Source organism: Vibrio sp. 10N.261.55.A10 (assembly GCF_041470825.1).
GTDB lineage: Bacteria > Pseudomonadota > Gammaproteobacteria > Enterobacterales > Vibrionaceae > Vibrio > Vibrio crassostreae_C.
Genome location: NZ_JBFRNC010000045.1, coordinates 44,507 through 70,118, shown reverse-complemented (window position 1 = coordinate 70,118; position 25,612 = coordinate 44,507). Strand labels below are relative to the sequence as shown.

Below are 25,612 nucleotides of genomic sequence, written 5' to 3'. Positions count from 1 at the left end.
ACTGATCTCAATATACACATAGAGATAAGCAAAAACAAAGTGGATCTGATCAAGTTCAGAGTTAGTTTGTCCTTGCTCAATATCTCACTTGGTTAGCTCGCTGCTTAGGCCGTTCTTTACGGCTTCGTTTGGTACTTGCCGATTAGCCAGAGACTTGTTGTTCAAGTTGATAGGTGACTTCATCAGCAAGATTGAGCTGTTTCGCGAGCTCTTTCAGGTACGCCTTTTCCATGAAATTCTGTTCGTCGGCCACAATCAAAGAGGCTAAGTAGATCTCACTTGCCTGTTGAGGTGACGTTGCCAGTTGAGCGATTTCGCTTGGGTCGAGTGGCTTATGCAGTTCTTCAGAGACCAATTTAGTCAGTTGATAATCAGCGCCCATATTCTCGACGGCTTGCTCTATCTTAGCCATCTCTTCTTCATCAACATGGCCATCAGCTTTAGACGCGGCAATCATCGATCGTAGAATCAGCACGCTGTGGTTTGCATCATTTTCATCAAACTGAGCCTGTTCGGCGTTAGGTGTCTGGCCTTGTTTGGACTGGTAGTCGTTGTAGACTTTATAAGCCAAAGCGCCCAGTGCTGCTGCGCCGCCAATCCCAGCCGCTTTCTTACCCATTTTCTTAGTCTTCTTAGAGCCCATTAACGCACCTAACAGTCCTCCGCCAACTGCGCCTGCACCGAAGGCTCCGAGTGTACTTTTACTGCTACTCTTGCTATTGCTGCCTTGAGAAAGGCCACTTAAACTTGAAGACCCTTGTGAAAGTTTCTGAGTACCTTGTTTTACGAGATCTGATTTAAGTGCTTGGTTCAGTAAGCTTTTGATATCCATCGATACCTCCAATGGTGAGCATGTCCAAAAAGTTGATGACACCAATATACGGATTTAAAGATGAACAGGGGATTAACTTACGTTATTTACTCTACTGATAAATAGAAGGGAGTTTGAAGCGAAATGACAGGCACAAAAAAGGCCACCTAACGGCAGCCTTTCAATGTTTATCTAGTCAGTAATCGGATTACTAAGCTAGTTGAGCCTTAAGGTGCTCGATAACCGTGTCCATTGCGATAGCTTCTTTATCACCAGTACGACGGTTTTTGTATTCGAAGTTACCTTCGTCCATGCTGCGATCGCCGATAACGATAGTGTGAGGGATACCCACAAGCTCGATATCTTTAAACATAACACCAGGGCGCTCTTTACGGTCATCGAATAAAACTTCGATACCCATAGCTGTTAATTCAGCGTATAGCTTCTCAGCTGCTTCTTTAACGCGCTCTGATTTGTGCATGTTCATTGGTACGATAGCAACTTGGAACGGCGCTAGTGCGTCTGGCCAAGTGATACCGAATTTATCGTGGTTTTGCTCGATAGCAGATGCAACAACACGTGAAACACCGATACCGTAACAACCCATTTCTAGGATTACGCTCTTACCATCAGGACCAAGCACGTTACAGTTCATTGCTTTAGAGTAAGTATTACCCAGTTGGAAGATGTGACCAACTTCGATACCACGCTTAAGCTGAATAGTACCTTGACCACATGGGCTAAGGTCGCCTTCAACAACGTTACGTAGATCTTCAACTTGAGCAAGCTCAACGTCACGACCCCAGTTGATGCCGAAGTAGTGCTTACCATCTACGTTTGCACCAGCGCCAAAGTCGCTCATTACAGCAACAGAGCGGTCAACGATGAATGGTAGCTCTAGGCCAACAGGTCCAAGTGAACCAGGACCTGCACCAACAAGTGCGCGGATTTCTTCTTCAGAAGCCATCTCTAGCGGAGAAGCAACCTGTGGAAGGTTCTCTGCTTTCACTTCGTTCAGTTCGTGGTCACCACGGATGATTAGCGCGATGATATCAGCGTCTACTTCATCAGAAGCTTTAACGAATAGAGTCTTAACTGTCTTCTCGATTGCTAGACCGTGTTGCTCTACCAATTCTGCGATAGTTTTCGCATTTGGTGTATCAACCAGTTCCATCTCTTGAGTTGGTGCTGCTGCATCTTCAGTAGGAGCAAGTGCTTCTGCTTTTTCGATGTTTGCTGCGTAATCTGACTCAGTTGAGAATGCGATTAGGTCTTCGCCGCTTTCAGCAAGAACGTGGAACTCTTGAGAGCCGCTGCCGCCGATTGCGCCAGAGTCTGCCAATACTGGACGGTATTCAAGGCCCATACGGTCGAATGCTTTACAGTAAGCATCGTGCATCGCTTGGTAAGACTTTTCTAAGCCTTCTTTGTCGATATCAAAGCTGTACGCATCCATCATAGAGAATTCACGTGCACGCATTACGCCAAAACGAGGGCGGCGCTCATCACGGAATTTAGTCTGGATTTGGTACAGGTTTAGAGGTAGCTGTTTGTAAGAGCTGATCTCGTTACGTACTAGGCTCGTCACTACTTCTTCAGCTGTTGGGCTAAGAACAAACGGACGAGAGTGACGGTCTGTGAAACGAAGTAGCTCAGGACCCATCTTTTCAGAACGGCCAGTCTCTTCCCAAAGCTCAAACGGTTGAACTACGGGCATCAAGATTTCAACGGCACCTGCATTATCGATCTCTTGGCGAACGATATTTTCGACTTTACGCAGTACACGTAGACCAGTAGGTAGCCAAGTATATAAACCTGAAGCTAGCTTACGGATCATACCTGCACGTAGCATCAGCTGGTGGCTGATAACTTCTGCGTCGTTTGGAGTCTCTTTCAGAGTAGAAAGAAGGTAGTTACTGGTACGCATTCTATGGTATCCGTTTCATCATTGATAAAAGAAAATTTGCTGCAGTGAGTGACGACAGCAAATCTGATATAGCCGTATATAATATCAGCCTATTTGGGATCTCAAAAGCGTTCAATGTCAGTTACATTGATGAAAAGCGTTTCAACCACGAATTTCACGTTAAGATCGAACAAATTTACCGCATATTCCTTGTTGTCAGGCTTACCTTTCTTATAGGCAGGGCGAGGATCTTGGCCTAATACTTCTTTGATCACCTGAATGATATGGCGCGCTTGTGGATGGCTTGCGAGCTTACTTTGCGCTTGCTGCGAAAAGTTAACGTCGAGCACTTCTGGTTCATCGGCGGCAAACCCTCCCAATGCATCCGGGATCGAATCTGAGTAGGGGATATAAGGCTTGATGTCGATGATCGGTGTGCCGTCTACTAAGTCGACGCTGCCAAGATCCAACCAAGTCTGCCCTTTCTCTTGAGATACACCTTTGAGTTCAACCGCAGACATGCCAATCCCATTCGGTCTGAATGTCGCACGTGATGCGAAAACACCGATACGTTCATTGCCGCCAAGTCGAGGCGGCCTCACAGTTGGTTTCCAGCCCGCTTCAAGGTTCTTATCGAACAGAAACAACAACCACACATGGCTAAATTGCTCAATATCCCGAACAGACTCAAGACAGTTTGCTGCGTCAACCAGCCTGACTCTTGAGGTGGATGTGGGTACCAATCTAGGTTGCCTTGGCACTGCGAACTTCTCTTTATAGGGAGACTCTATAAAGCCAATAGGTTCAATGGAGTACATGAGTGGACGTCTCTGATTACGATCTATGGCGGGAAAATATCATAAAATCGCTTGTTTTTCTTTTGATAATAATTATCATTTGTTATGTTATAACATATCAATTCAATTATTTAGGGAAATACAATGAAACCGAATATCCACCCGGGCTACCGCACAGTGGTGTTCCACGACACCAATGTTGATGAGTACTTCTTGATTGGCTCCACCTTGAAAACAGAGCGTACTATCGAATGGGAAGATGGTAATACTTACCCTTATTTCACTATTGAAGTGTCTTCAAAATCACATCCTTTCTATACGGGTAAACAGAGAGTGCTACATAAAGAGGGACGTGTTGCTAATTTTACTCGTCGCTTTGGTCAATTAGGTAAGGGAGCTAAATAATGAAAGTTGTTAAATCACTTAAAAGTGCGAAAAGCCGTCACCCTGATTGCCAGATAGTTAAGCGTAGAGGGCGTCACTATGTGATCTGTAAATCCAATCCAAGATTTAAAGCGGTTCAAAAATAACCGTCAATATGATGTGACATGTGTGTAAAAACGAGGGGAAAGTCAAACTTCATTCATTTGTCTGTTTTTCTTTTCCTTCGAGAGGAACTTAACCGGATATCGAGTGTGCATTTAACGTACGATGTATTTTATTTTCAAGTGAATCAATGGGTTATGTTGTGAGTTATATTTCTAGTGAATGCGTTGTTGTAAATTATAAATCTAGTTTTTGTGTTTAATATAGATTTATTTGCTAATTAATTGTTCAGATAGAGTTAAAAATCGTCGTTTGTTACACACTTTGTAACATTTTGAATTTCTAATTGATATTTTTGTCGCGTACCCTTCGCTGGCAATTTGAACATCTTTGTCACAATTGCACAGGAATCACTACACAAGGAGGGAACAGATGAGTTCATCTGCTTCAATAAAAAACAACGCACCAAAAAAACCTATTTTCACACGCTTTTTAGACAGCGTTGAATATTTGGGGAACCTTTTACCCCACCCAATCACTCTTTTTGCTATCTTCTGTGTCGCAATCCTAGTTTCTTCAGGTATTGCTGGTTACTTTGAAGTGTCTGTCATGGACCCTCGTCCAGAAGGTGCTCCAGGTCGTGCTGCTGACGGCATGATCTACGTTGTAAGCTTACTTAATGCTGAAGGCTTACAGCTCATTGTTACTAATCTAGTGACAAACTTTGTTGGCTTTGCGCCATTAGGTACCGTGCTTGTTGCAATGCTAGGTGTTGCGATTGCTGAGCACTCAGGTCTATTATCTGCGGCGATGCGTGGCATGGTAATGGGCGCATCTAAGCGCATGGTTACGGTAACCGTAGTTTTCGCAGGTATTATCTCTAACACGGCTTCAGAGCTTGGCTATGTAGTACTTATCCCGCTTGCAGCAATGCTTTTCCACTCATTGGGTCGTCACCCATTAGCAGGTCTAGCGGCAGCATTTGCTGGTGTATCTGGTGGTTATTCTGCAAATCTACTTATCGGTACGGTTGATCCACTGCTTTCTGGTATCACAGAAACAGCAGCACAAATGCTTGATCCATCTTACTCTGTTGGCCCTGAATCAAACTGGTACTTCATGTTTATTTCGACCTTCTTTATCTCGATTGCCGGTGCATTGGTAACAGAGAAGATTGTTGAACCTAAACTGGGTAAATACAATGTCGAAGACGCGTCTGAAGATCTTTCAAATGACTCAATGGGTAAGCTTACTGCTATTGAGAAGAAAGGCCTTAGATTGGCGGGTGTCGCTGTATTAATCGTGAGTGCGCTTTTAGCTTGGACTGTTGTTCCTGCTGACGGTGTTCTACGTTCAGAGGCGGGCACGATTTCAGGCTCTCCATTCCTGAAAAGTATCGTCGCGTTTATCTTTGTATTCTTTGCTATTCCTGGTTTTGTTTACGGCAAAATTACCGGTTCAATGAAGAATGACCGTGATGTGATTAATGCAATGGCAACGTCGATGTCTTCAATGGGCATGTACATCGTTCTTGTATTCTTTGCTGCACAGTTTGTTGCTTTCTTTAAGTGGACGAACTTTGGTCAAGTGGTTGCTGTAGGCGGCGCAACATTCCTTCAGGATATCGGCCTAACGGGTCCAATGTTGTTCTTCGCATTCATCCTAATGTGTGGTTTCATTAACCTGATGATCGGTTCAGCTTCTGCACAGTGGGCAGTAACAGCGCCAATCTTCGTTCCAATGCTAATGCTAGTAGGCTACGCACCTGAAACGATTCAAGCGGCTTACCGTATCGGTGATTCAACAACCAACATCATTACACCAATGATGAGCTACTTCGGTCTTATCCTTGCCGTAGCTACTCGTTACATGAAGAACCTTGGTATTGGTACACTGATCGCAACCATGTTGCCTTACTCAATGGTATTCATGTTCGGTTGGAGCATCTTGTTCTACCTATGGGTATTCGTATTTGGTCTACCAGTAGGTCCAGGCGCTGCAACGTACTACACGCCTTAGTTGTAGAGTAGGGGAAACCTTCTTCTAATTGATATTAAAAAAACCTGCATTGTTTGCAGGTTTTTTGATTTTTTATGGAGAGATAGAACTAGGTTAAGCTCGGATGAGCCAGCTAGCGTTTGGCTAGAATTCTATCTAAGTGGTTGGCAAACTCACGACGGTCGGTTTGAGAAAGGGCACTTGGTCCACCCGTTTGGATGCCACTTGAGCGCATGGTATCCATAAAGTCACGAATGTTCAGACGCGCTTTAATGGTCTCTTTGGTGTAAAGCTCACCACGAGAGCTGAGTGCTTGCCCACCTTTAGTGATCACTTCGTCAGCCAGAGGGATATCGGATGTAATCACAAGATCGCCGGGTTCAGTGCGCTTTACGATTTCATCATCAGCAATATCAAACCCGCTTGGCACTTGAATTGAGTGAATGTTATTGCGTTTAGGAACGGGAACCAGATGGTTTGCCACAAAGGTACATTCAACCCCTGTGCGCTCAGCTGCGCGTACGATTGTTTCTCGGATAACCTTTGGACAAGCGTCCGCATCAACCCATATCTTCATAGTGTTCTATTTCTCTGTTAGCTTATTTATCGGTCAACTTATTGCTCAGTTGCCTTATTGATCAGTTAGTTTAGCTTCAAGCATGGCAACGCGAGCAGTGAGTTCAAGGATTTGCTTTTCCAGTTGGCTAACACGATCAAGTGCTGGCTCTTCTTGTGTCGCGACTTCAACTTTAGGAACACGATTTGCGCTTTTCCAGCTCTTGATGGTCGTGATTAAAGCGGGCATCGGAACGGATGTGCTCATACGAGCCTTAACTAAAGCAACTGTCGGCTCTTTCCCTTGCGCTTGCAGTCCTTCAAGCACTGATTTCAACTCTTCAGAAACATCTTTTGTCAGCATGTTGATCTCCATTTTTAGTCTTTAGTCATTTTACTCGCTCTGGTGAATGATAGCGAATCATAAAACCGCCCATGGCTTGTGAGAGATCTCTTACAAAGGTTGTGAGATAACACGAATACATCGCTAGAGAGATTGATGTGCACATGGTTAAGGTGTTGAATTTTAATTGTTTTATATAATTAACAACTTTCTTGAATTCAAAATGTGATGCAAATCTATTGTCCGAAATCCTAAATCGCGTAAATTAAACCTTGTCGGAAGGATTCTGACACGGAACAGGAAAGCACCAAGGATTTGGTTATCTTCAGGATGAAGATTTGGTTACTTAGGATTGAGTGATCAAGCATGGAGCGTAAGGACATTGTAGGGATACAGTCAGTTAACAGGAAGTTAGCTGCAACGGAATGACAATGGACACCTTTAGGATTAAAGGGTTGGATTAGCATCAGGACGATGTAAAGGACACCGCTCACGGAACAAGTGATGTGCGCTAACTAGGATTGTTAGCTTTCAGGATGATTGGACACCGCTAGGACGGCGAAGTAAAGGAAAGAGCTGAAGGATTACAGCCACTATTATGGATGATGCATGGAGCATTAATTAGTAGCCGGACTGCTGCGAGTAAGACCCTAGCCCTGACACTTCGGTGTCGGGGCTTTTCTTTTCCTAAGGCTTTTTCTCTATCTAGGGGCTCTCTTTAATTCAGGAGCTTTTATCTAAGCACGCGACATCTGCTTTTCTGCTAATGGTCAACACAAGGAGTGTTTTATGACGATAGCAACCTCAAGAACGCTGTTGGTACCTTATACCGAGCAGTTAGAACATGACTTTATCAAGTTGAATTGCTGCCCCATCAATCGTGCTGAAATGAACGGGCCGCATTCTATTGCCTCTGCAAAACACCTATTTCAAGAAATACTGAACGACAACGTTGGTTTTTGCCGAGCCATTATCCACAACCAAACCCGTGAATACCTCGGGCATTTGTTTGTTTCGTCTGAAGAAGGGAAGCATGAACTGGGATTTATTCTGGACAAGGAGTTTTGGAATCAAGGCCTTGCTAGTGAAGTGCTAAAACCTTTCTTTAGTTTGGTTTGTTTTGAAGAACACCTAACGAATGTTGTCGCGACCGTTAATGTTGGTCATAACCCATCAATTAAGTTACTTGAAAAGTTAGGCTTTGCATTTAAAGAGACCAAACAAGATCAGTTTGGCCCTTATCATGAATATAGTTATACCGCGTATTGCGACGTTACATTCTATGAGGCTGTAGCTCAAACCGCATAGAACGGAAGCCCACCATGGTCAGTTTCCCTTGGTACAGGTCATCACCTAACGCTGAAAACTCAAATTGATACACGGTGTGCCAGCGCCAAATGGTGGTGAGCTCATGGCGCATCTTAAGTTTATGACCACTAAAGGCAACACTTAATAGCTGTAAGTCGAGCTCTTTACATTTTCTCGCAATGGCAGCTTTCGCAAGCTCGGATTGCCTGCGCTGTTGCCAAAACAGAAAGCAAAAGAAGCACAGCATCAAAATAGCCAATAAGTTATCTATCATTTAATCCATACTTCCTTTTATCTCTCTATTCCGTTCGTGATTTGAGCTTTTTGTTATGAGCTACTGAGCTGTTCTGTCTGGTATCTATTGCGACTTAGCCGCTTGTTGTAATTCTACAAGTGCATTGGCGAGTTCTGGTGATGGGTTCGAGTTCAATAATGGTAAAAATACCATTCTCAGTGTCGGAATCATCACTAAATCTGCAAATAACTGATTGAACAAGTTTTGGTTGCCCGTTTGTGCGAGACGCAGCAAGAACTGCTCAGCAATCGCAGGATCTTGCAGTGCGTGCCAGCTGCGACCAGCCAAACCAATCAATACTTCTTGGTGGCTTAAGCGCGGGCTAGCCAGAACTTGGTTAATTACGGCGTTGGTTGTGCTTTGCTCTGCGCCAGAAAGGGCACGTACCAGTGCTGACAGTAAGAACAGATCTGGCTCTTGACTGTTAATCTCATTCTCTGCCATTTCTTGTAAGCGTTGAGCGAGCTTGTCATTGATTTGCGTATGCTCAAGCGCCCCGAGAGTCGCGTATAGAGGTTCTGAAGGCAGCTTATTCAATGCTTTGCGAATCGCGACACCATTTTGTTGGCTGCCTAAACGAGCACACATATCAGTGATGCCTTGTAGGCCAACGGTTTTCCAGTTGTCCCAGCCTAGATCGCCTGTGAAGTAGTGTTGAGCGTGTTCGTAGTATTGGCTCGTTGCAAGGTCTAAACCTGCTCTTACTTGGCTATGGAACACGGCCATTTTGTCTTCTGAAGGCTTGAAGGTATATGGGTTGTTTGACAGCTTTTGTTGTTGCTCTTCGCTGATCTCACCGTTCAAACGTGTGCCCATCGCTTCGATAACAAACTTAAGGAAATTGCCGACATCACCTTGATGTAATAGGCCTCTTTCGTCCAGTTTGAATTTTAGGAACCAGATCCAAGGTTGCTTGTGTTCGTTCCAGTAACTAATCGCTAAGTGAGCTTGTTTCTGAAGTGGAAATGGGTACGGCTGTTTCCCTTGCTCAACATCAGAGAATAAGGTGTTGTCGATCTTCTGAATACGGCGACCTAGGTCGTAGATATCGTACTGGCAACCGCTATTCTTTAGTAACTGAGTGAGCGTGTGAATCGTTTCCATAGTAATAAAGCTCCTAACTTTCTTTCCTAAATAGATGGTACTCTATGCCCCAATTTCAAGGTCACTAGATAAATAACTTGGTGAAAAATGACAGCAGCCACAAAGTTACCTCTTTTACTTCAACAATTAGAAGAACAAATGCGCCAATGTTCGCTATGGAGCACGCTTCCGCCTTCGGATGAAGCTCTGGCGAGCGTTGAACCTTTCGGGATTGATTCGTTACAACCGGAAGAGTGGTTGCAGTGGATCTTTATCGTTAAGATCAACGCAATGATGGATGCCCAAATGAGCCTACCGAAAGGCTTTGCTATCCATCCTTATTTTGGTGAAGTGTGGAAAAATGAGGCAGACAAAGTCGAACTGCTAGTGACAATTCAGAGCATTGATGAGGTATGTGCGTAATGTTAGAGATCATTTATCAAGATGAGTACTTTGTCGCGGTGAATAAGCCCGCTGGCATGCTAGTGCATCGTTCATGGTTGGATAAACACGAAACGCAATTTGTTATGCAGACATTGCGCGATCAAATTGGTCAGCATGTATTTCCATTACACCGCTTAGACAGACCGACATCGGGTGTGTTGGTGTTTGCGTTGTCGAGTGAGGTTGCTTCACAGGTGATGCCAATGTTCGCTAATCATGAGATGCAAAAAACCTATCATGCGATTGTCCGTGGTTGGATAGAAGAGGGCGATACGCTCGATTATGCACTTAAGGTTGAGCTGGATAAGATCGCAGATAAGTTCGCGAAAGAAGACAAAGAAGCGCAAGAGGCAGTGACAGTCTATGAACCGCTAGCAAAAGTAGAAGTGCCATATTCAACAGGACGCTTTCCTACCAGTCGTTATTGCTTGGTTGAGATGATGCCAAAGACAGGTCGCAAACATCAGCTGCGTCGTCACATGGCTCATCTAAGACATCCGATTGTCGGTGATACTTCACATGGTGATGGTAAGCACAATCGACTGTTCCGTGATGATTTAGATTCGCATCGTTTGTTGTTGCACGCTTCTGAGCTTCGCTTTATCCATCCTTTCACAAAAGAAGAGTTGGTGATGAAGGCCAACCTTGATGAAACTTGGCTAAGGTTGTTTGAAACCTTTGAGTGGGATACTAACTTAATCGATGCTCAAACTTGCTTGTCTAAGTAAGTCTCGCGTGTTTAGGCAATCTCCAGTCTAAGTGAATAGAGAAAATAGAATAAAAAACAAAGGGCTGATAGTGATATCAGCCCTTTTTGTATCTGTATAACCTTAACGGCATAACTAATGTTGGTTAGTTAACAGTAATAGTTAGTCGCGGGATCATTTTAGCTTTTCTAGATCAGCTTCGATCTCAGCGATCTTGCTTGATACCACTTTCTCTAGATGGCGTAAGTCGGTAAGGATCTTCTGCTTCACATCCACCTCAGCCGTTGGCGTCGGTTTGGTGATTTTGTTGAGTTCATCAATCACAAGAGTGAGGTTGCGGTTAATCTCTGTCACTTCTTTGTATTGATTATTGCCACCGCTAACAAGCACACTTTTTACTTGTCGTGGGTACTTAAATTTAACGCTTTTCGCGAACAGTTCCCCTTTCTGCTTACGAAAGTAAATCTTCAGGATATCTTTGTGCGCTTCTTGGCGAAGGGAGTAACGTTCAATCTGTTTAGGTTCGTGGATACCTAAGCCAGTGAGGTTTGGATACATAAGCGACCTCTAGGTTATGAATGTAATACTTTTATGTAATTGACTTGATCAATGTAGCAGCCTAACGACGAGCTAGATAGTTGATATCTGTGAATTGATTGTAAGTTGTGGGCAAGATCGCTCTCTATCTTTGCCCACACTTATTTGGTTATTAAACCTGTTTTTAGACTGAATTCGCTTTCTAAGGTGCGAGTTCTGAAACATGCTCAGTTAACCTTTCTCTTAGCGCTTGTTCCTGTTCTTCAGACAGTCTGCCTCCCGCATCACTGGTCAGAATAAACAAATCTTCAGCTCTCTCACCTATCGTGGTGATTTTCGCACCGTGCAAGTTGATGTCTAGCTCCGCAAAGGTTGCACCGACTTGAGCCAATAACCCCGGCGTATCAAGAGCTCTTAACTCCATCAAGGTACGTTTCTTGCTCTTGGTTGGTAGGAACTCAACTAAGGTTTTGACCTTAAAGTGTTGCAAGTTACGTGGCGTGCGACGCGTCTTAATCTTAGTCGGGCGGCCATCAGTCAATACATGAGTCAGATGTTTAGCAACGGCTTTGTGTCTTGCTTCATCAATCGCTTCGCCGTGCTGGTCTAGTACGATAAAGGTATCCAAAACATGACCATCTTTGCTAACCATGACCTGCGCGTCATGAACGTTAAAGTTACGTCTGTCGAGTTCGGCAACCACGGTCGCAAACAGTGCTGCTTGGTCTTTACAATAAACGAACACTTCTGTGCCACCACGCGTCGCTTTCTTACTGATCAGCACTAACGGTTGGCTTGGGTCTTCTAGGCGAAGTAAGTGCTCACAGTGCCAAGCGATTTGTTTATGTGTGTGACGCAAGAAATAATCGGCCTTAAAGCGTTGCCACAACACTTCAATCTCACGAGCGGTGAAGCCTTCTTTACGCAGCAGTGCTGATGCCATTTGTTGGTTGTGACGAATACGGTCTCTGACATCGACAGGGTTTTCCAAGCCGCGGCGCAGTGCTCGCTGCGTTGAGTGGAACAGCTCAGCTAACAGGGTTCGTTTCCAACTGTTCCATAGCTCAGGGTTAGTCGCACAGATATCGGCAACGGTTAAACAAACCAGTAGCTCGAGTGATTCTTCATCACGCACTTTTTTGGCGAATTCGGTGATCACATCTGGGTCGTAGATATCACGACGTTGAGCCGTTACTGACATCAATAGGTGATTTTGTACCAACCACGCGACTTGTTTGGCTTCAGGCTTCGATAGCCCGTGTTCAATACAGAAAGAGTAAGCCTCAACCGCACCTATCTCAGAGTGGTCTCCGCCGCGGCCTTTGCCGATGTCATGGAAGATAGCGGCAAGGATCAGCAACTCTTTCTTCTGTACTCGAGGATAGACTTCACAGCAGATAGGGTGCTTATCGTGGTTTTCGATTTGACCAAAGCGGTTGATGTGCTTGAGCAGGCGGATACTGTGCTCATCCACGGTGTAAACATGGAATAGGTCAAACTGCATCTGACCAACGATCTGGCTCCACTGCGGTAAGTACGCAGAGAGCACGCCCAATTTGTGCATTAAGCTAAAGGCTTTGTGCAGGGCATTAGGGTGGCGAACTAGATCCATGAACTTGTCACGAGCTTCAGGAATGGTATGCAGGAATCGGTTCAATCGACGGCGTGCCGTACGCAGTTGTCGCAATGTTGGTGGACTTACCCCTTCGATAGTCGAGTCATTGGCGATATGGATGAACATATCGAGAATGGTTTCTGGTCTTGCTTGGAATAGGGCAGGCTTGCGCGCTTCGATCAACGAACCTCGACGTTGGAAATCACTATCGAGAATTTCAGCGTCTTGGGTTTGACCGCCATTGATGATCGCTTGATCGAACAGCTTAAGCAGCATCTTATTCAGTTCAGCAACACGACGAAGGGTTCGGTAGAACTCTTTCATCATCATCTCAACACCACGGTTTCCTTCACCCGTATAACCCAGATGTTCAGCGACTTGAGCTTGATGCGCGAACGTTAAACGGTTGTCGTAACGGCGCAGTTCAATATGCAATGCAAAGCGAACACGCCATAAAAAATCTTGGCACTCAACGAGCTCACGATATTCAGCATCGGTCAGAAAGCCGTATTTGCTCATCTCTAACAAAGAGGTCGCGCCGAAGTGGCGACGCGCAACCCAGCTCAGGGTATGGATGTCTCTGAGCCCTCCCGGAGTCGATTTGATGTCCGGTTCTAAATTATAGGTGGTGTCGTGGTAGCGAGCATGACGCTCTCTCTGTTCTTGAATCTTGGCTTTGTAAAACGTCTCACTTGGCCAAAATGAATCGGAATGAATCTTCAGTTTTAGTTCTTGGAAAGTGTCTTCACTACCACATAACAATCGCGACTCTTGTAGGTTGGTCGCGACGGTTAAATCATCGGTGCCGATATCGAGACACTCAGTAATAGTTCGCACAGCATGGCCAACTTCGAGCTTTAAATCCCAAAGTAGAGTAATGAATTGACTGACCTTTTCACCAAGAGCTGGTGGTAGTGTTTTTTGCGAGACAATGAGAATATCAATGTCAGACAAAGGATGCAGTTCGCCACGACCATAACCACCCACTGCGACAAGTGAAATATGAGGCAGTTTGTTGAATCCGAAATTTTCCCACAAACGATTGAGAAGTAAATCCATGTATTCGGAGCGCAGTAGAACCAAATCGGTGACGGGATGGTGGTTCAGAAATTCATTTTTTTGATACTGCGTGAAGATCTCGAGCTGATTTTTTAATTCGCAGATTTCAATTTGTTCGTCATTGAACGTAAGAGGGCATTGATAAGGCATAGTCTGCTATCCGTGCAAGCAAATGAGAATAGTAAACAATTTAACAGAAGCTGATGGAAAATCGAAATTGAGTGGATAAAAAATATCCTCGACAATGCGAGGATATTTTTAAAAGGCTGATGCGCTCAGTTCGGTGAACTAAGCGTTCTTCATGATACGTGGGATTGTATCATCGCTGCGCAGTGTTAGTACTTCACAACCAGTATCAGTTACAACCAGAGTGTGCTCCCATTGAGCCGAGTTCTTGCTGTCTGCTGTGTATACTGTCCAGCTATCTTCGTCATCAAGACGACAGCCAAACTTACCCGCGTTGATCATTGGCTCGATAGTGAAGCACATGCCTGCTTTTAGCACGGTGCGATCGCTGTTCTTGTAGTGAACTACTTGTGGATCTTCGTGGAATTCAGAACCAATGCCGTGACCACAGTAATCTTTAACAATAGAGAACTTAGCGCGTGGGTTGTTCTTGTTGTTTGTTTTGATGTACTTCTCGATAGCAGTACCGATTTGACCAAGTTGAACACCTGGCTTAACTTGGCGCATGCCTTCGTAAAGTGCTTCTTGAGCAACCATGCACAGACGCTTGTTTGCAGGTGAAACCTCACCCACTAGGAACATCTTAGAGGTGTCACCGTGGTAGCCTTGAGGGCGAGTACTAAGATCGGCATTTGCGTCATCAGGGATGATAACTGTGATATCAACGTTCAGAATGTCGCCATCTTTGAGTACCGCAGGTTTGAATTGACCTGTGCTACCCGTTTCGTCTTGTGACGCGGGAATGCCGTGACACACAATATGATTGATAGACGTACAGATAGACTTAGGGAAACCGTGGTAATCGAGTGGCGCAGAGTATGCACCTCTTTCTAGAGCGTACTCATGACAAAGCGTATTGAGCTCTTCCGTCGTGGTACCCACTTGGATGTGAGGTTCGATCATCTCAATAATGTCAGCGGCCAGCTTGCCGGCGACGCGCATTTTTTCAATTTCTTCAGCAGTTTTAATTTTTACAGCCATTGCATATCTCTTAATTTGGTAGCACCTAAGTGTGCATATTGGGGCTATTCTATCAGTGCAGCAATTTAGCGCAACATTCCCATGCCCATACATTGCTGGTGGATACTGCTCAACGTGAGTGAATCGTGATCAATTTATTGAGACAGAAGTGAATGAATAGCGACACTATTTATAGGTGAAATTCGCCGATAGGGATCAGTATAGCAGTCGCCATTTTTAGAATTTTTTCTAGCCATAGATAGACAAAATATGGTATAAAGCGCGCCGGACATCAGGACTGTTTTCTCCAATTGGCGAAACAAGCTTTGTGTCCACTAACTTATTTCTTTAAATCACACACATTCCGACACATGTTCCGGGGTGCCTCAACAACATAGATAACGGCTGAAAAGTGGTTAGTTGTTAGGGGTCGGATTCATGGGGGATGTGGAGGCCTAACCCCATAGAGGATTTTAAAATGGCAACTGTATCAATGCGCGATATGCTTAAAGCTGGTGTTCACTTCGGTCACCAAACTCGTTACTGGAACCCAAAAATGAAGCCATTCATCTTTGGTGCTCGTAACAAAGTACATATCATCAACCTAGAAAAAACTGTACCAATGTTCAACGACGCTCTAGCTGAAATTGCTAAAGTTGGCGAGAAGAAAGGTAAAGTTCTTTTTGTTGGTACTAAGCGCGCTGCATCTGAAGCTGTTAAAGAAGCTGCTATCAACAGCAACCAGTTCTACGTTAACAACCGCTGGTTAGGCGGTATGCTAACGAACTACAAAACTGTTCGTCAGTCTATCAAGCGTCTGAAAGAACTTGAAGCGCAAGCTCAAGACGGTACTTTCGACAAGCTTACTAAGAAAGAAGCTCTAATGCGTACTCGTGAAATGGAGAAGCTAGAGAAATCTCTTGGTGGTATTAAGAACATGGGCGGCCTTCCAGACGCTCTATTCGTAATCGATGCTGATCACGAACACATCGCAGTTAAAGAAGCAAACAACCTAGGTATCCCAGTTTACGCTGTAGTTGATACTAACTCTAACCCAGACGGCGTTGACTTCGTTATCCCAGGTAACGATGATGCAATCCGTGCAGTACAGCTTTACCTAAACGCTGCTGCAGACGCGGTTAAAGAAGGTCGTAACAAAGATGTTGCTGCTGTAGCTGCTGAAAAAGACGGTTTTGTAGAAGCTGAATAATAGCGGCTCTGAGCCATATTTAGTTCATATTAAGCGGTCATAATCGGTGGCTTAACGGACTGAATACAGTCAATATCAGGGGCCAATTAATTAGGCCCCTGTTTTTTATCTTTTTTAGAATTTACTGAGGAATAGAGAATGGCAACTGTAACTGCAGCTCTAGTTAAAGAACTTCGTGAACGCACAGCTGCGGGCATGATGGAATGTAAAAAAGCACTTGTTGCTGCTGAAGGCGACATCGAGCTAGCAATTGAAAACATGCGTAAATCTGGCGCAGCGAAAGCAGCTAAAAAAGCTGGTAACGTTGCTGCTGAAGGCGCAATCATCATCAAAGAAGCAAACGGCGCAGCTGCTCTTCTTGAAGTTAACTGCCAAACTGATTTCGTAGCTAAAGATGCAGGTTTCCTTGCATTCGCTAACGAAGTTGCTGAAGTTGCTCTAGCAGAACGTCTAGAAATCGCTGCTCTTCAAGCTAAATTTGAAGAAGCGCGTATTGCACTAGTAACTAAGATCGGTGAAAACATCAACATCCGTCGCGTACAATTCGTTGAAGGTGTTGCACTAGCTTCTTACCGTCACGGCGAGAAAATCGGTGTTGTTGTTGCTGGTGAAGGCGAAGCTGAAACGCTTAAGCACGTTGCAATGCACGTTGCTGCATCACGTCCTGAGTTCCTAAACCCAGAAGACGTACCTGCAGACGTAGTTGAGAAAGAAAAAGCAGTTCAAGTTGAAATCGCTATGAACGAAGGCAAACCAGCTGAAATCGCAGAGAAAATGGTTGTTGGCCGTATGAAGAAATTCACGGGCGAAATCTCTCTAACTGGTCAAGCTTTCATCATGGAGCCTAAGCAAACTGTTGGCGCTATCCTGAAAGAGAAAGGCGCTTCAGTATCTGACTTCGTACGTCTAGAAGTTGGTGAAGGCATCGAGAAAGCGGCTGAAATGAGCTTCGCTGACGAAGTTGCTGCGGTACAAAAAGGTTAATCCTTAGCGTATTGTTTGAAAAAGACCGTGGCAAATGCTGCGGTCTTTTTATGAATAATGAATTATTTCCGACTTTTAGCTGTTATGAATGCAAACTGAGCTCTTCAGTTTTTATCCATGACTGTTAATCATCAACTCTTTGGAAGGTAAACTCCATGACTACGAACCCTAAACCAGTGTATCAACGTATTCTGTTAAAACTTAGCGGTGAAGCGCTACAAGGCGAAGAAGGTTTTGGTATTGACCCAACGATCCTTGATCGTATGGCTCAAGAAGTAAAAGAATTGGTTGAACTAGGCGTTCAAGTTGGTGTTGTTATCGGTGGCGGTAACTTGTTCCGTGGTGCTGGTCTTGCTGAAGCTGGCATGAACCGCGTTGTTGGTGACCACATGGGTATGCTTGCAACGGTAATGAACGGCCTTGCAATGCGTGACGCTCTTCACCGTGCTTACGTAAACGCACGTGTAATGTCTGCAATCCCTCTTAAAGGTGTGTGTGACGACTACAACTGGGCAGATGCAATCAGCCAACTACGTCAAGGTCGCGTTGTGATCTTCTCTGCTGGTACGGGTAACCCATTCTTCACTACGGATTCTGCTGCATGTCTACGTGGTATCGAAATCGAAGCTGACGTAGTTCTAAAAGCGACAAAAGTAGATGGTGTATTTACTTCTGACCCTGTAGCAAACCCAGACGCAGAGTTGTATGATACGTTGTCTTACAACACGGTTCTTGATAAAGAACTTAAAGTAATGGACTTGGCTGCATTTACGCTAGCACGTGATCACAAAATGCCAATCCGTGTATTTAACATGAATAAACCAGGCGCACTACGTCGCGTGGTTATGGGTGAAACTGAAGGTACATTAATCAGCGACGCTGACTAATTTTTCGGGCTTACTGAGGTGTTGTACCTTGGTAAGCTTATCCTTATCACTCCAAATAAAAAGCTTTCTTGAAGAAAGAACATAATCAAGGTGAAATTGTGATTAACGAAATCAAAAAAGACGCTCAAGAGCGCATGGTAAAAAGTGTTGATGCACTAAAAAACAGCCTGCAAAAGATTCGTACAGGCCGTGCGCACCCGAGCCTACTTTCTGGTCTTACTGTTGAGTACTACGGTGCTCCAACGCCTTTGACTCAAGTAGCTAACGTTATCGCTGAAGATGCACGTACACTAGCTATTACAGTGTTTGATAAAACACTGACTCCTCTAGTTGAAAAAGCAATCCTGACATCTGACCTAGGCCTAAACCCTATGTCTGCGGGTACAGTTATCCGTGTTCCACTTCCACCGCTAACGGAAGAGCGTCGTAAAGACCTAGTTAAAATCGTTCGTGGCGAAGCTGAAGGTGGCCGTGTTGCTATCCGTAACATCCGTCGTGACGCGAATGGCGATCTAAAAGCACTTCTTAAAGATAAAGAAATCTCTGAAGATGAAGATCGTAAAGCACAAGACGAAATTCAAAAGCTAACTGACGCTGCGGTTAAGAACGTAGACGAAGTTCTAGCTGTTAAAGAAAAAGAGTTGATGGAAGTTTAATTTTCCATATTCTTTTCTTTCCGGAAAAACGCTGTACTCACGGTGCAGCGTTTTTTTATGCTACTCTGTTCGACTATTAGAATTTGATTCACTCTTTTATGCATAATTCTCAAGCGTTCACAGACTCTCTTCCTAAACACATTGCTATCATTATGGATGGTAATGGTCGCTGGGCAAAAGCTCAGGGCAAGCCTCGCGTCTTTGGCCATAAAAACGGTGTTCAAGCCGTTCGTAAAACTATCTCTTCTGCAGCCAGACTTGGCATTAAAGCCGTTACTCTTTTTGCATTTAGTAGCGAAAACTGGCGTCGTCCTGAAGAAGAAGTCGGTATCTTGATGGAACTGTTTATTTCAGTGCTGTCGAGTGAAGTTAAAAAGCTTCATAAAAATAATCTACAACTTCGTGTTATTGGTGATAAAAGTCGTTTCAATGATCGACTACAAAAGAAGATAGAAGAAGCGGAAGCTTTGACTAGCACCAATACGGGTATGGTTATTAATATTGCAGCTAACTACGGCGGTAAGTGGGATATTCAGCAAGCAATGACCTCTATTGCTCAACAGGTAAAGTCTGGTGATATTAATGTAGATGACATTGATGAAGCTATGATTACACAGCACCTGACAATGGCAGATATTCCTGAAGTCGATCTACTTATCCGTACCAGTGGCGAATGCCGCATTAGTAATTTTATGCTTTGGCAGTTGGCTTACGCCGAAATGTATTTCACTGAACAATTCTGGCCAGACTTTAATGAAGACAGCTTAGTAGAAGCTGTGACTTGGTTTGTTAACCGTGAGCGTCGTTTTGGATGCACCGGTGAGCAAATTAAAGCTCTGATGGACAGTTAATAAGGATTTTTTGGTTTGAAACAACGAATTATTACGGCGTTGATTTTAGCTCCCCTAGTTATTCTAGGTATTTTCGAGTTATCACTTCCTACATTTATTCTTTCACTAGCGGTAATCTCGCTATTGGGTTTTTGGGAGTGGACTCAGTTTGTTGAAAGCAAATCACGTTATGTAGCGTTGATTCCAACGGTTGTGGTAAGTGCTGCAAGTTTTGCTTTTATCCCTTTTGATGCATTTAGCCTTAATAACTTGTCTACTGCTCACTACGCCATTCTAACGATTGGCTCGATTTGGTGGGTAATCGCGAGTGGCATGGCGGTGACTTATCCTAAGTCTATGCCTGCATGGAAAGCCTCTTCTCTTCTTCGTCACGCCTTTGGTGTGCTGACTCTGCTGCCATTCTTCTGGAGTGTGGTTATCCTGCGTGCTAACGGTATCGATGCTGATCCTTACCACGGTGCTAAACTGGTGATGTTTGTTTGCTTGCTTGTTTGGGCTGCAGATAGCGGCGCATACTTTTCAGGAAAGAGTTTTGGTAAGCGTAAAATGGCACCAGCGGTAAGCCCTAATAAGACGATTGAAGGTCTTATCGGTGGCATTATTACTGCGGTGATCGTGGCTTGGATCTTTGCTGACTTGTTTGACATCCAATTCACAAGCCCACTTCACATGATTGTTATTACCCTTGTGACCGTTGTTATTTCTGTTCTAGGTGACCTTGTTGAAAGCATGTTTAAGCGTGTTTCTGGGGTGAAAGACAGCAGTAATCTGATTCCTGGTCATGGTGGTATACTAGATAGAATAGATAGCTTAACGGCTGCATTCCCTGTCTTTGCTCTGCTTTATTTAGCATTCTAATAAAAAAGGGCAGTGATTCTGCCCTTTATTACATTTCTACGGTCATATGTGATGCGAAATCTAACTATCCTTGGCGCTACCGGCTCAATTGGTGCAAGTACACTAAAAGTCGTTGAGCAAAACCCAGATCTCTATTCAGTGGTTGCACTGGCTGCAGGCTCGAATGTTGAAAAGATGCTGGCGTTAGTTGAAAAGTGGCAACCAAGCTATGTTGCTATGGCTTGCTCTGATGCAGCGTCTCAACTGACTGAAGTGTTGTCCGTGAGTTACCCTAACGTAAAAGTACTTTCAGGCACTGAAGGCATGTGTCAGGTTGCTTCTCTAGAGGAAGTGGACACGGTAATGGCCGCGATTGTTGGTGCCGCTGGTTTACTTCCTACTATGTCTGCGGTTAAAGCGGGCAAGCGTATCTTGCTTGCAAACAAAGAAGCTTTGGTGATGTCTGGGCAGTTGTTTATCGACGCCGTGGAAAAATACGGTGCAGAGCTGCTTCCTGTCGATAGCGAGCATAATGCTATTTTCCAATGCCTTCCGCAGAACGTACAAACTAACCTAGGCCGCTGTAACCTTGAAGAAAACGGCATTAACCATATTCTTCTGACTGGTTCTGGTGGTCCTTTCCGTTATACCGATGTGGCTGAACTCGAATCAGTGACTCCTGAACGCGCAATTGCACACCCTAACTGGTCTATGGGGCCTAAGATCTCTGTCGATTCTGCGACTATGATGAATAAAGGGCTAGAGTACATTGAAGCGAAATGGCTATTTAATGCTTCTCAGGAGCAGTTAAAGGTCATCATTCACCCGCAGTCTGTGATTCACTCGATGGTTCAGTACAAGGATGGCTCTGTGCTTGCTCAAATGGGCGAACCAGATATGGCAACGCCAATCGCTTTGACGATGTCTTACCCTAATCGTACCGAGGCGGGTGTTAAGCCTTTAGACTTTACTAAAGTGGGTGAGCTTACCTTCTTAGAACCAGATTTCAGTCGTTACCCGTGTTTGAGGTTAGCGATTGAAGCGTGCTACTTAGGTCAGCATGCGACAACAGCCATTAATGCAGCAAACGAGATCGCGGTCGATGCTTTCTTGAACAATCAGGTGAAGTTTACCGATATTGCTGTCATTAACGAACACGTTATGAGCAAAGTATGTGAACAACATAACTCTGAGGGTTTAGATAGCTTGGAAAGCCTTCTCGAGCTCGATAATATGTCTCGTCAAATAGCCATTCAATTTATTAAAGAGCAGCTAGCATGAGTGGAATTCTGTGGAACTTCGCATCTTTTATCGTAGCGCTTGGCATTCTGGTTGCTGTTCATGAGTTTGGACACTTCTGGGTCGCTCGTCGTTGTGGTGTGAAAGTTGAAAAATTCTCGATTGGTTTTGGTAAATCAATCTGGAGCAAAGTTGGCCGTGATGGCACAGAGTACAGCTTGTCTGTCATTCCATTGGGCGGCTACGTTAAGATGCTTGATGGTCGTGTAGACGACCTTTCTGAAGACGAGCAACAATACGCTTTTGATAAGAAGCCATTGTGGAAAAGAACGGCGATAGTTGGTGCAGGTCCTGCATTTAACTTTATCTTTGCCGTCTTTGCCTATTGGCTTGTATTTTTGATTGGCGTGCCGGCGGTTAAACCCGTAATTGGTGAAGTTACTCCGCAATCTATTGCTGCACAAGCCGGAATTGAAACTGGAATGGAACTTAAATCTATTTCGGGAATCAAAACCGCAGATTGGGAATCAGTCAATATGGGTTTGATATCGCATATTGGTGATCAGTCCATGACTGTAACGGTAGCTTCTCAAGACGATATCGGCTTTGAACAACAGATGACATTGGATATTTCAGACTGGTCATTCAACCCAGAAACTGAATCTGCAATGACAACGCTGGGCTTTAGACCGTATTCTCCAGAGATATCGACAGTGCTCGCTCAAGTCATTGATGACGGTGCGGCATACGATGCAGGGGTAGAAGCTGGCGACAAAATTGTTGAGATTAATGGGCAGCCTATTGAACAGTGGCAGTCGGTTGTTGAGTTAATCCGTTCAAACCCGATGACACCCTTGGACCTTGTAGTCCTACGAAATGGTACTGAACAGTCATTAGTTATGACGCCAAAAAGCCGCGAGCTTTCTGATGGTTCCACAATCGGCTATGCAGGTATTGCTCCAGAAGTCGCAGAATGGCCAGAAGATTATCGCTTTGAGTTACAATTTGGTGTAATTGAGTCAGTAGGAAAAGCATTTGATAAAACAGGTCAAATCATTGGTTTGACGCTGACAATGCTTAAGAAGCTCATCGTTGGTGATGTTGGCTTAAATAACTTGAGTGGCCCGATTTCAATAGCCAAAGGTGCAGGGACAACCGCCGATTACGGTTTGGTTTACTTCTTAGGCTTTTTGGCTCTGATTAGTGTTAACTTGGGGATTATTAATTTGGTTCCGCTGCCTATGCTTGATGGCGGACATTTGCTCTTTTTCGCTATTGAGGCCGTTACTCGTAAACCGGTGCCTGAAAAAGTTCAGGAAATGGGATACAGAGTGGGAGGTGCAATCCTCTTCTCTTTGATGGCTCTGGCAATATTTAATGATTTTACTCGTCTGTGAATGGTTTCTCACAGGCATTGGTAGTAGCAAGGAATAATTAGAATAAGTATGGCGATTAAGCAAATTCTGTTCGCAAGTCTATTGGCCACTAGTGTGGCTGCGAACGGAGCACAAAACTTTGTGGTTCAAGATATCAAGATCGAAGGTTTACAGCGTGTTGCACTTGGTGCAGCTCTACTGAAAATGCCAGTGCGTATTGGCGATGAAGTGGATGAAAGCGATGTATCTGAGATCATTCGTGCACTGTATGCTTCAGGTAACTTCGAGGACGTTAAAGTTCTTCGCGATGAAGGTGTTTTAGTTGTTCAAGTAAAAGAACGACCGACCATCGCGAGCATTTCATTCTCAGGTAACAAAGCGATCAAAGAAGAGCAGCTTCAGCAGAACCTAGATGCGTCTGGTGTTCGTGAAGGTGAAGCGCTTGACCGCACTACGCTGAGTAACATTGAGAAAGGCCTTGAAGATTTTTACTACAGCGTGGGTAAGTACAACGCGACAGTAAAAGCGGTTGTGACACCTCTGCCACGTAACCGTTCTGACCTTAAGTTTGTGTTTACTGAAGGCGTATCCGCTAAGATTCAGCAAATCAACTTTATCGGTAATGAAGTCTTCTCAGACTCTGAACTGCTTAGTCGTTTCAATCTGAATGTTGATGTTGCATGGTGGAATTTCCTTGCAGATGAAAAATACCAGAAGCAAGTCTTAGCCGGTGATATCGAAGCGCTGAAATCTTACTACCTTGACCGTGGTTACCTGAAGTTTAAGGTCGACTCTACGCAGGTGGCGATCTCTCCAGACAAGAAAGGTGTTTACATCACACTTGGCCTAGACGAAGGCGAAGCTTACACGGTTAAAGATGTCTCTTTCCGTGGTGAGTTAATCGGTCGTGAGGCTGACTTCGAAGCGTTAGTGCCATTTGAAGACGGCGATACTTATAACGGCTCTTCGGTAACGTCTTTGGAAGAGAACGTAAAACGAATTCTTGGTGAATCTGGTTATGCGTACCCACAAGTTCGCACGATTCCTGAATTTGACGATGAGACCAAAGAAGTGTCGTTGGTTATCAATGTAGAAGCGGGCAGCCGTATCTACGTTCGTGATATTCGATTCACGGGTAACAACTCAACGAAAGACGAAGTACTGCGTCGTGAAATGCGTCAAATGGAAGGCAGCTGGCTTAACTCTAAGTCAATTGATACCGGTAAGAGCCGTCTTAACCGTTTAGGTTTCTTTGAAACGGTTGATGTACAAACAGTGCGTGTTCCTGGCAGTGAAGACCAAGTTGATTTGGTCTACAACGTTAAGGAAGCAAACTCAGGCAGTATCAACTTTGGTGTTGGCTACGGTACTGAATCAGGTGTTAGTTTCCAAGTTGGTTTACAACAAGACAACTTCGCGGGCTCTGGTAACCGTGTTGGCGTAAGTGCCATGATGAACGATTACCAAAAGAACGTAAGCTTGGACTACCGTGACCCATACTGGAACCTTGATGGTGTGAGCTTGGGCGGTAAGATCTTCTACAACGAATTCGAAGCCTCTGAAGCGGGTATCGTCGACTATACCAACCAAAGTTATGGTACCAGCCTAACATGGGGTTTCCCTATGGATGAGCTGAACCGTCTCGAGTTTGGTGTTGGCTATACGCACAACAAGATCGGTAACGTTCCGACCTACATCCAAGTTGAACAGTTCGCGAGAAGTATTGACCAATATGGTGACGAACACATTCTAACCGATGATTTCGACATCAATATCTCTTGGACTCGTAACAATCTTAACCGTGGTTTCTTCCCAACCGAAGGTAACCATCAACGTGCTTTTGCTAAGGTGACGGTACCCGGTTCTGATGCTCAGTACTTCAAAATGCAGTACGATGTAAAACATTACATCCCGCTGACCAAAAAGCATGAGTTCACACTATTGATGCGTGGCCGATTAGGCTATGGTAATGGTTATGGTCAAACGGATGGTAACGATAACTTGTTCCCATTCTACGAGAACTATTACGCAGGTGGTTTTACAACCCTACGTGGTTTTGGCTCTAACTCGGCAGGCCCGAAAGCCGTTTACGGGAACAGCACGGGTAACAACCCTACATACGATTCAGCTACTGATGACTCAGTAGGTGGTAACGCGGTTGCTTTGGCAAGTTTAGAGTTAATTGTACCAACGCCGTTTGCTTCTGATGAAGCGCGTAGCCAGATTCGTACCAGTGTCTTCTTTGACATGGCGAGTGTATGGGATACCGAATTCGTAGACCGCGGCGCACCAAATAGTGGCAGCCAGTACTACTACGATTACTCTGATCCAACAAATTACCGTTCATCTTATGGTGCCGCTCTTCAATGGATGTCACCGATGGGCCCACTGGTTTTCTCTCTAGCGAAACCAGTTAAAATTTACGAAGGTGATGATGAGGAATTCTTCACATTTACCATTGGTAGAACTTTCTAATATTTAA

Annotated in this window: 25 protein-coding genes; 15 read left to right on the top strand and 10 right to left on the bottom strand. The window is 44.5% G+C overall.

Annotated elements, in window-relative coordinates; genetic code table 11:
• Window positions 1–142: 142 nt before the first annotated feature.
• The 3 genes from AB4274_RS14510 to tsaA form a co-directional block, all read right to left on the bottom strand.
• Entirely contained in the window at window positions 143–832 is a 690-nt protein-coding gene (locus AB4274_RS14510) for a tellurite resistance TerB family protein (protein ID WP_017060754.1), read from the bottom strand.
• Between the two features lie 190 nt (window positions 833–1,022).
• The gene (locus AB4274_RS14505) at window positions 1,023–2,738 is read right to left on the bottom strand and encodes a proline--tRNA ligase (RefSeq protein ID WP_017063353.1); all 1,716 of its coding nucleotides are present in this window, start codon (window positions 2,736–2,738) and stop codon (window positions 1,023–1,025) included.
• Window positions 2,739–2,839: 101 nt separating this feature from the next.
• Window positions 2,840–3,535 (bottom strand): tRNA (N6-threonylcarbamoyladenosine(37)-N6)-methyltransferase TrmO, encoded by a 696-nt coding sequence (gene tsaA, locus AB4274_RS14500; protein ID WP_076645948.1) that lies wholly within the window; start codon window positions 3,533–3,535, stop codon window positions 2,840–2,842.
• A gap of 123 nt (window positions 3,536–3,658) precedes the next feature.
• On the opposite strand from tsaA, the gene AB4274_RS14495 reads away from it, so the two are divergent.
• The 3 genes from AB4274_RS14495 (at window position 3,659) to AB4274_RS14485 (ending at window position 6,019) form a co-directional block, all read left to right on the top strand.
• The gene (locus AB4274_RS14495) at window positions 3,659–3,919 is read left to right on the top strand and encodes a type B 50S ribosomal protein L31 (protein WP_010436456.1); all 261 of its coding nucleotides are present in this window, start codon (window positions 3,659–3,661) and stop codon (window positions 3,917–3,919) included.
• Entirely contained in the window at window positions 3,919–4,044 is a 126-nt protein-coding gene (gene ykgO / locus AB4274_RS14490) for a type B 50S ribosomal protein L36 (protein ID WP_010436457.1), read from the top strand. Before AB4274_RS14495 ends, ykgO begins: the two co-directional genes overlap by 1 nt.
• Window positions 4,045–4,432: 388 nt before the next feature.
• Window positions 4,433–6,019, top strand: a complete 1,587-nt coding sequence (locus AB4274_RS14485; protein WP_372112409.1) for an AbgT family transporter — start codon at window positions 4,433–4,435, stop codon at window positions 6,017–6,019.
• Between the two features lie 112 nt (window positions 6,020–6,131).
• On the opposite strand, the gene AB4274_RS14480 is transcribed toward AB4274_RS14485, so the two are convergent.
• Both AB4274_RS14480 and AB4274_RS14475 read right to left on the bottom strand, forming a co-directional pair.
• Window positions 6,132–6,575, bottom strand: a complete 444-nt coding sequence (locus tag AB4274_RS14480; RefSeq protein ID WP_017063355.1) for a YaiI/YqxD family protein — start codon at window positions 6,573–6,575, stop codon at window positions 6,132–6,134.
• Window positions 6,576–6,629: 54 nt separating this feature from the next.
• On the bottom strand, window positions 6,630–6,917 hold the full coding sequence (locus AB4274_RS14475; protein ID WP_017069390.1) for a hypothetical protein: 288 nt from the start codon (window positions 6,915–6,917) through the stop codon (window positions 6,630–6,632).
• Between the two features lie 768 nt (window positions 6,918–7,685).
• Between AB4274_RS14475 and AB4274_RS14470 the strand changes: the two genes are divergently transcribed.
• Window positions 7,686–8,204 (top strand): GNAT family N-acetyltransferase, encoded by a 519-nt coding sequence (locus tag AB4274_RS14470; RefSeq protein ID WP_017060749.1) that lies wholly within the window; start codon window positions 7,686–7,688, stop codon window positions 8,202–8,204.
• Here the strand turns inward: AB4274_RS14470 and AB4274_RS14465 are convergent.
• Both AB4274_RS14465 and AB4274_RS14460 read right to left on the bottom strand, forming a co-directional pair.
• Entirely contained in the window at window positions 8,170–8,478 is a 309-nt protein-coding gene (locus AB4274_RS14465; RefSeq protein WP_017060748.1) for a DUF3301 domain-containing protein, read from the bottom strand. The two genes, AB4274_RS14470 and AB4274_RS14465, sit on opposite strands and share 35 nt — an antisense overlap.
• 84 nt (window positions 8,479–8,562) lie before the next feature.
• Complete coding sequence (locus AB4274_RS14460; RefSeq protein WP_017060747.1) at window positions 8,563–9,603, bottom strand: DUF3549 family protein; 1,041 nt, start codon at window positions 9,601–9,603, stop codon at window positions 8,563–8,565.
• An 87-nt stretch (window positions 9,604–9,690) separates the two neighbouring features.
• On the opposite strand from AB4274_RS14460, the gene AB4274_RS14455 reads away from it, so the two are divergent.
• Entirely contained in the window at window positions 9,691–10,005 is a 315-nt protein-coding gene (locus AB4274_RS14455; RefSeq protein ID WP_017063358.1) for a YqcC family protein, read from the top strand.
• Window positions 10,005–10,754: a tRNA pseudouridine(65) synthase TruC gene (gene truC, locus AB4274_RS14450; RefSeq protein ID WP_017060745.1), complete on the top strand. Its 750-nt coding sequence runs from the start codon at window positions 10,005–10,007 to the stop codon at window positions 10,752–10,754. The genes AB4274_RS14455 and truC overlap by 1 nt, the downstream gene beginning before the upstream one ends.
• A gap of 153 nt (window positions 10,755–10,907) precedes the next feature.
• Here truC and AB4274_RS14445 read toward each other — a convergent pair whose 3' ends face one another.
• The 3 genes from AB4274_RS14445 to map all read right to left on the bottom strand — a co-directional run bounded on the left by AB4274_RS14445 (window position 10,908) and on the right by map (window position 15,111).
• Window positions 10,908–11,291: a DUF3461 family protein gene (locus tag AB4274_RS14445; protein WP_004734354.1), complete on the bottom strand. Its 384-nt coding sequence runs from the start codon at window positions 11,289–11,291 to the stop codon at window positions 10,908–10,910.
• 181 nt (window positions 11,292–11,472) lie between these two features.
• Complete coding sequence (gene glnD / locus AB4274_RS14440) at window positions 11,473–14,094, bottom strand: bifunctional uridylyltransferase/uridylyl-removing protein GlnD (protein WP_372112407.1); 2,622 nt, start codon at window positions 14,092–14,094, stop codon at window positions 11,473–11,475.
• 138 nt (window positions 14,095–14,232) lie between these two features.
• Window positions 14,233–15,111 carry a type I methionyl aminopeptidase gene (map, locus tag AB4274_RS14435; protein WP_017060743.1) on the bottom strand — a complete coding sequence of 293 codons (879 nt, stop codon included), beginning with the start codon at window positions 15,109–15,111 and terminating at the stop codon, window positions 14,233–14,235.
• A 457-nt stretch (window positions 15,112–15,568) separates the two neighbouring features.
• Here map and rpsB point away from each other — a divergent pair, with 457 nt between their 5' ends.
• The 9 genes from rpsB (at window position 15,569) to bamA (ending at window position 25,605) form a co-directional block, all read left to right on the top strand.
• A complete protein-coding gene (rpsB, locus tag AB4274_RS14430; protein WP_009847420.1) occupies window positions 15,569–16,300 on the top strand; it encodes a 30S ribosomal protein S2 in 732 nt (243 codons plus the stop codon).
• A gap of 138 nt (window positions 16,301–16,438) precedes the next feature.
• Window positions 16,439–17,284, top strand: a complete 846-nt coding sequence (gene tsf / locus AB4274_RS14425; RefSeq protein WP_010436487.1) for a translation elongation factor Ts — start codon at window positions 16,439–16,441, stop codon at window positions 17,282–17,284.
• Window positions 17,285–17,439: 155 nt separating this feature from the next.
• The gene (gene pyrH / locus AB4274_RS14420; protein ID WP_017060742.1) at window positions 17,440–18,171 is read left to right on the top strand and encodes a UMP kinase; all 732 of its coding nucleotides are present in this window, start codon (window positions 17,440–17,442) and stop codon (window positions 18,169–18,171) included.
• A gap of 98 nt (window positions 18,172–18,269) precedes the next feature.
• Window positions 18,270–18,827: a ribosome recycling factor gene (gene frr, locus AB4274_RS14415; RefSeq protein WP_017060741.1), complete on the top strand. Its 558-nt coding sequence runs from the start codon at window positions 18,270–18,272 to the stop codon at window positions 18,825–18,827.
• Between the two features lie 98 nt (window positions 18,828–18,925).
• Entirely contained in the window at window positions 18,926–19,678 is a 753-nt protein-coding gene (locus tag AB4274_RS14410; RefSeq protein WP_017063364.1) for an isoprenyl transferase, read from the top strand.
• Window positions 19,679–19,693: 15 nt separating this feature from the next.
• Window positions 19,694–20,536, top strand: a complete 843-nt coding sequence (locus tag AB4274_RS14405) for a phosphatidate cytidylyltransferase (RefSeq protein WP_371720846.1) — start codon at window positions 19,694–19,696, stop codon at window positions 20,534–20,536.
• Window positions 20,537–20,587: 51 nt separating this feature from the next.
• Entirely contained in the window at window positions 20,588–21,796 is a 1,209-nt protein-coding gene (ispC, locus tag AB4274_RS14400) for a 1-deoxy-D-xylulose-5-phosphate reductoisomerase (RefSeq protein ID WP_017060737.1), read from the top strand.
• Window positions 21,793–23,151 carry a sigma E protease regulator RseP gene (rseP, locus tag AB4274_RS14395; RefSeq protein WP_048616174.1) on the top strand — a complete coding sequence of 453 codons (1,359 nt, stop codon included), beginning with the start codon at window positions 21,793–21,795 and terminating at the stop codon, window positions 23,149–23,151. The genes ispC and rseP overlap by 4 nt, the downstream gene beginning before the upstream one ends.
• Before the next feature lie 48 nt (window positions 23,152–23,199).
• Window positions 23,200–25,605, top strand: a complete 2,406-nt coding sequence (bamA, locus tag AB4274_RS14390; RefSeq protein WP_048606669.1) for an outer membrane protein assembly factor BamA — start codon at window positions 23,200–23,202, stop codon at window positions 25,603–25,605.
• Window positions 25,606–25,612 lie beyond the last annotated feature (7 nt).

Coding starts and splice junctions, on each gene's coding strand:
- AB4274_RS14510 (WP_017060754.1), bottom strand. CDS start 832: ATGGATATCAAAAGCTTACTGAACCAAGCACTTAAATCAGATCTCGTA.
- AB4274_RS14505 (WP_017063353.1), bottom strand. CDS start 2,738: ATGCGTACCAGTAACTACCTTCTTTCTACTCTGAAAGAGACTCCAAAC.
- tsaA (WP_076645948.1), bottom strand. CDS start 3,535: ATGTACTCCATTGAACCTATTGGCTTTATAGAGTCTCCCTATAAAGAG.
- AB4274_RS14495 (WP_010436456.1), top strand. CDS start 3,659: ATGAAACCGAATATCCACCCGGGCTACCGCACAGTGGTGTTCCACGAC.
- ykgO (WP_010436457.1), top strand. CDS start 3,919: ATGAAAGTTGTTAAATCACTTAAAAGTGCGAAAAGCCGTCACCCTGAT.
- AB4274_RS14485 (WP_372112409.1), top strand. CDS start 4,433: ATGAGTTCATCTGCTTCAATAAAAAACAACGCACCAAAAAAACCTATT.
- AB4274_RS14480 (WP_017063355.1), bottom strand. CDS start 6,575: ATGAAGATATGGGTTGATGCGGACGCTTGTCCAAAGGTTATCCGAGAA.
- AB4274_RS14475 (WP_017069390.1), bottom strand. CDS start 6,917: ATGCTGACAAAAGATGTTTCTGAAGAGTTGAAATCAGTGCTTGAAGGA.
- AB4274_RS14470 (WP_017060749.1), top strand. CDS start 7,686: ATGACGATAGCAACCTCAAGAACGCTGTTGGTACCTTATACCGAGCAG.
- AB4274_RS14465 (WP_017060748.1), bottom strand. CDS start 8,478: ATGATAGATAACTTATTGGCTATTTTGATGCTGTGCTTCTTTTGCTTT.
- AB4274_RS14460 (WP_017060747.1), bottom strand. CDS start 9,603: ATGGAAACGATTCACACGCTCACTCAGTTACTAAAGAATAGCGGTTGC.
- AB4274_RS14455 (WP_017063358.1), top strand. CDS start 9,691: ATGACAGCAGCCACAAAGTTACCTCTTTTACTTCAACAATTAGAAGAA.
- truC (WP_017060745.1), top strand. CDS start 10,005: ATGTTAGAGATCATTTATCAAGATGAGTACTTTGTCGCGGTGAATAAG.
- AB4274_RS14445 (WP_004734354.1), bottom strand. CDS start 11,291: ATGTATCCAAACCTCACTGGCTTAGGTATCCACGAACCTAAACAGATT.
- glnD (WP_372112407.1), bottom strand. CDS start 14,094: ATGCCTTATCAATGCCCTCTTACGTTCAATGACGAACAAATTGAAATC.
- map (WP_017060743.1), bottom strand. CDS start 15,111: ATGGCTGTAAAAATTAAAACTGCTGAAGAAATTGAAAAAATGCGCGTC.
- rpsB (WP_009847420.1), top strand. CDS start 15,569: ATGGCAACTGTATCAATGCGCGATATGCTTAAAGCTGGTGTTCACTTC.
- tsf (WP_010436487.1), top strand. CDS start 16,439: ATGGCAACTGTAACTGCAGCTCTAGTTAAAGAACTTCGTGAACGCACA.
- pyrH (WP_017060742.1), top strand. CDS start 17,440: ATGACTACGAACCCTAAACCAGTGTATCAACGTATTCTGTTAAAACTT.
- AB4274_RS14410 (WP_017063364.1), top strand. CDS start 18,926: ATGCATAATTCTCAAGCGTTCACAGACTCTCTTCCTAAACACATTGCT.
- ispC (WP_017060737.1), top strand. CDS start 20,588: ATGCGAAATCTAACTATCCTTGGCGCTACCGGCTCAATTGGTGCAAGT.
- rseP (WP_048616174.1), top strand. CDS start 21,793: ATGAGTGGAATTCTGTGGAACTTCGCATCTTTTATCGTAGCGCTTGGC.
- bamA (WP_048606669.1), top strand. CDS start 23,200: ATGGCGATTAAGCAAATTCTGTTCGCAAGTCTATTGGCCACTAGTGTG.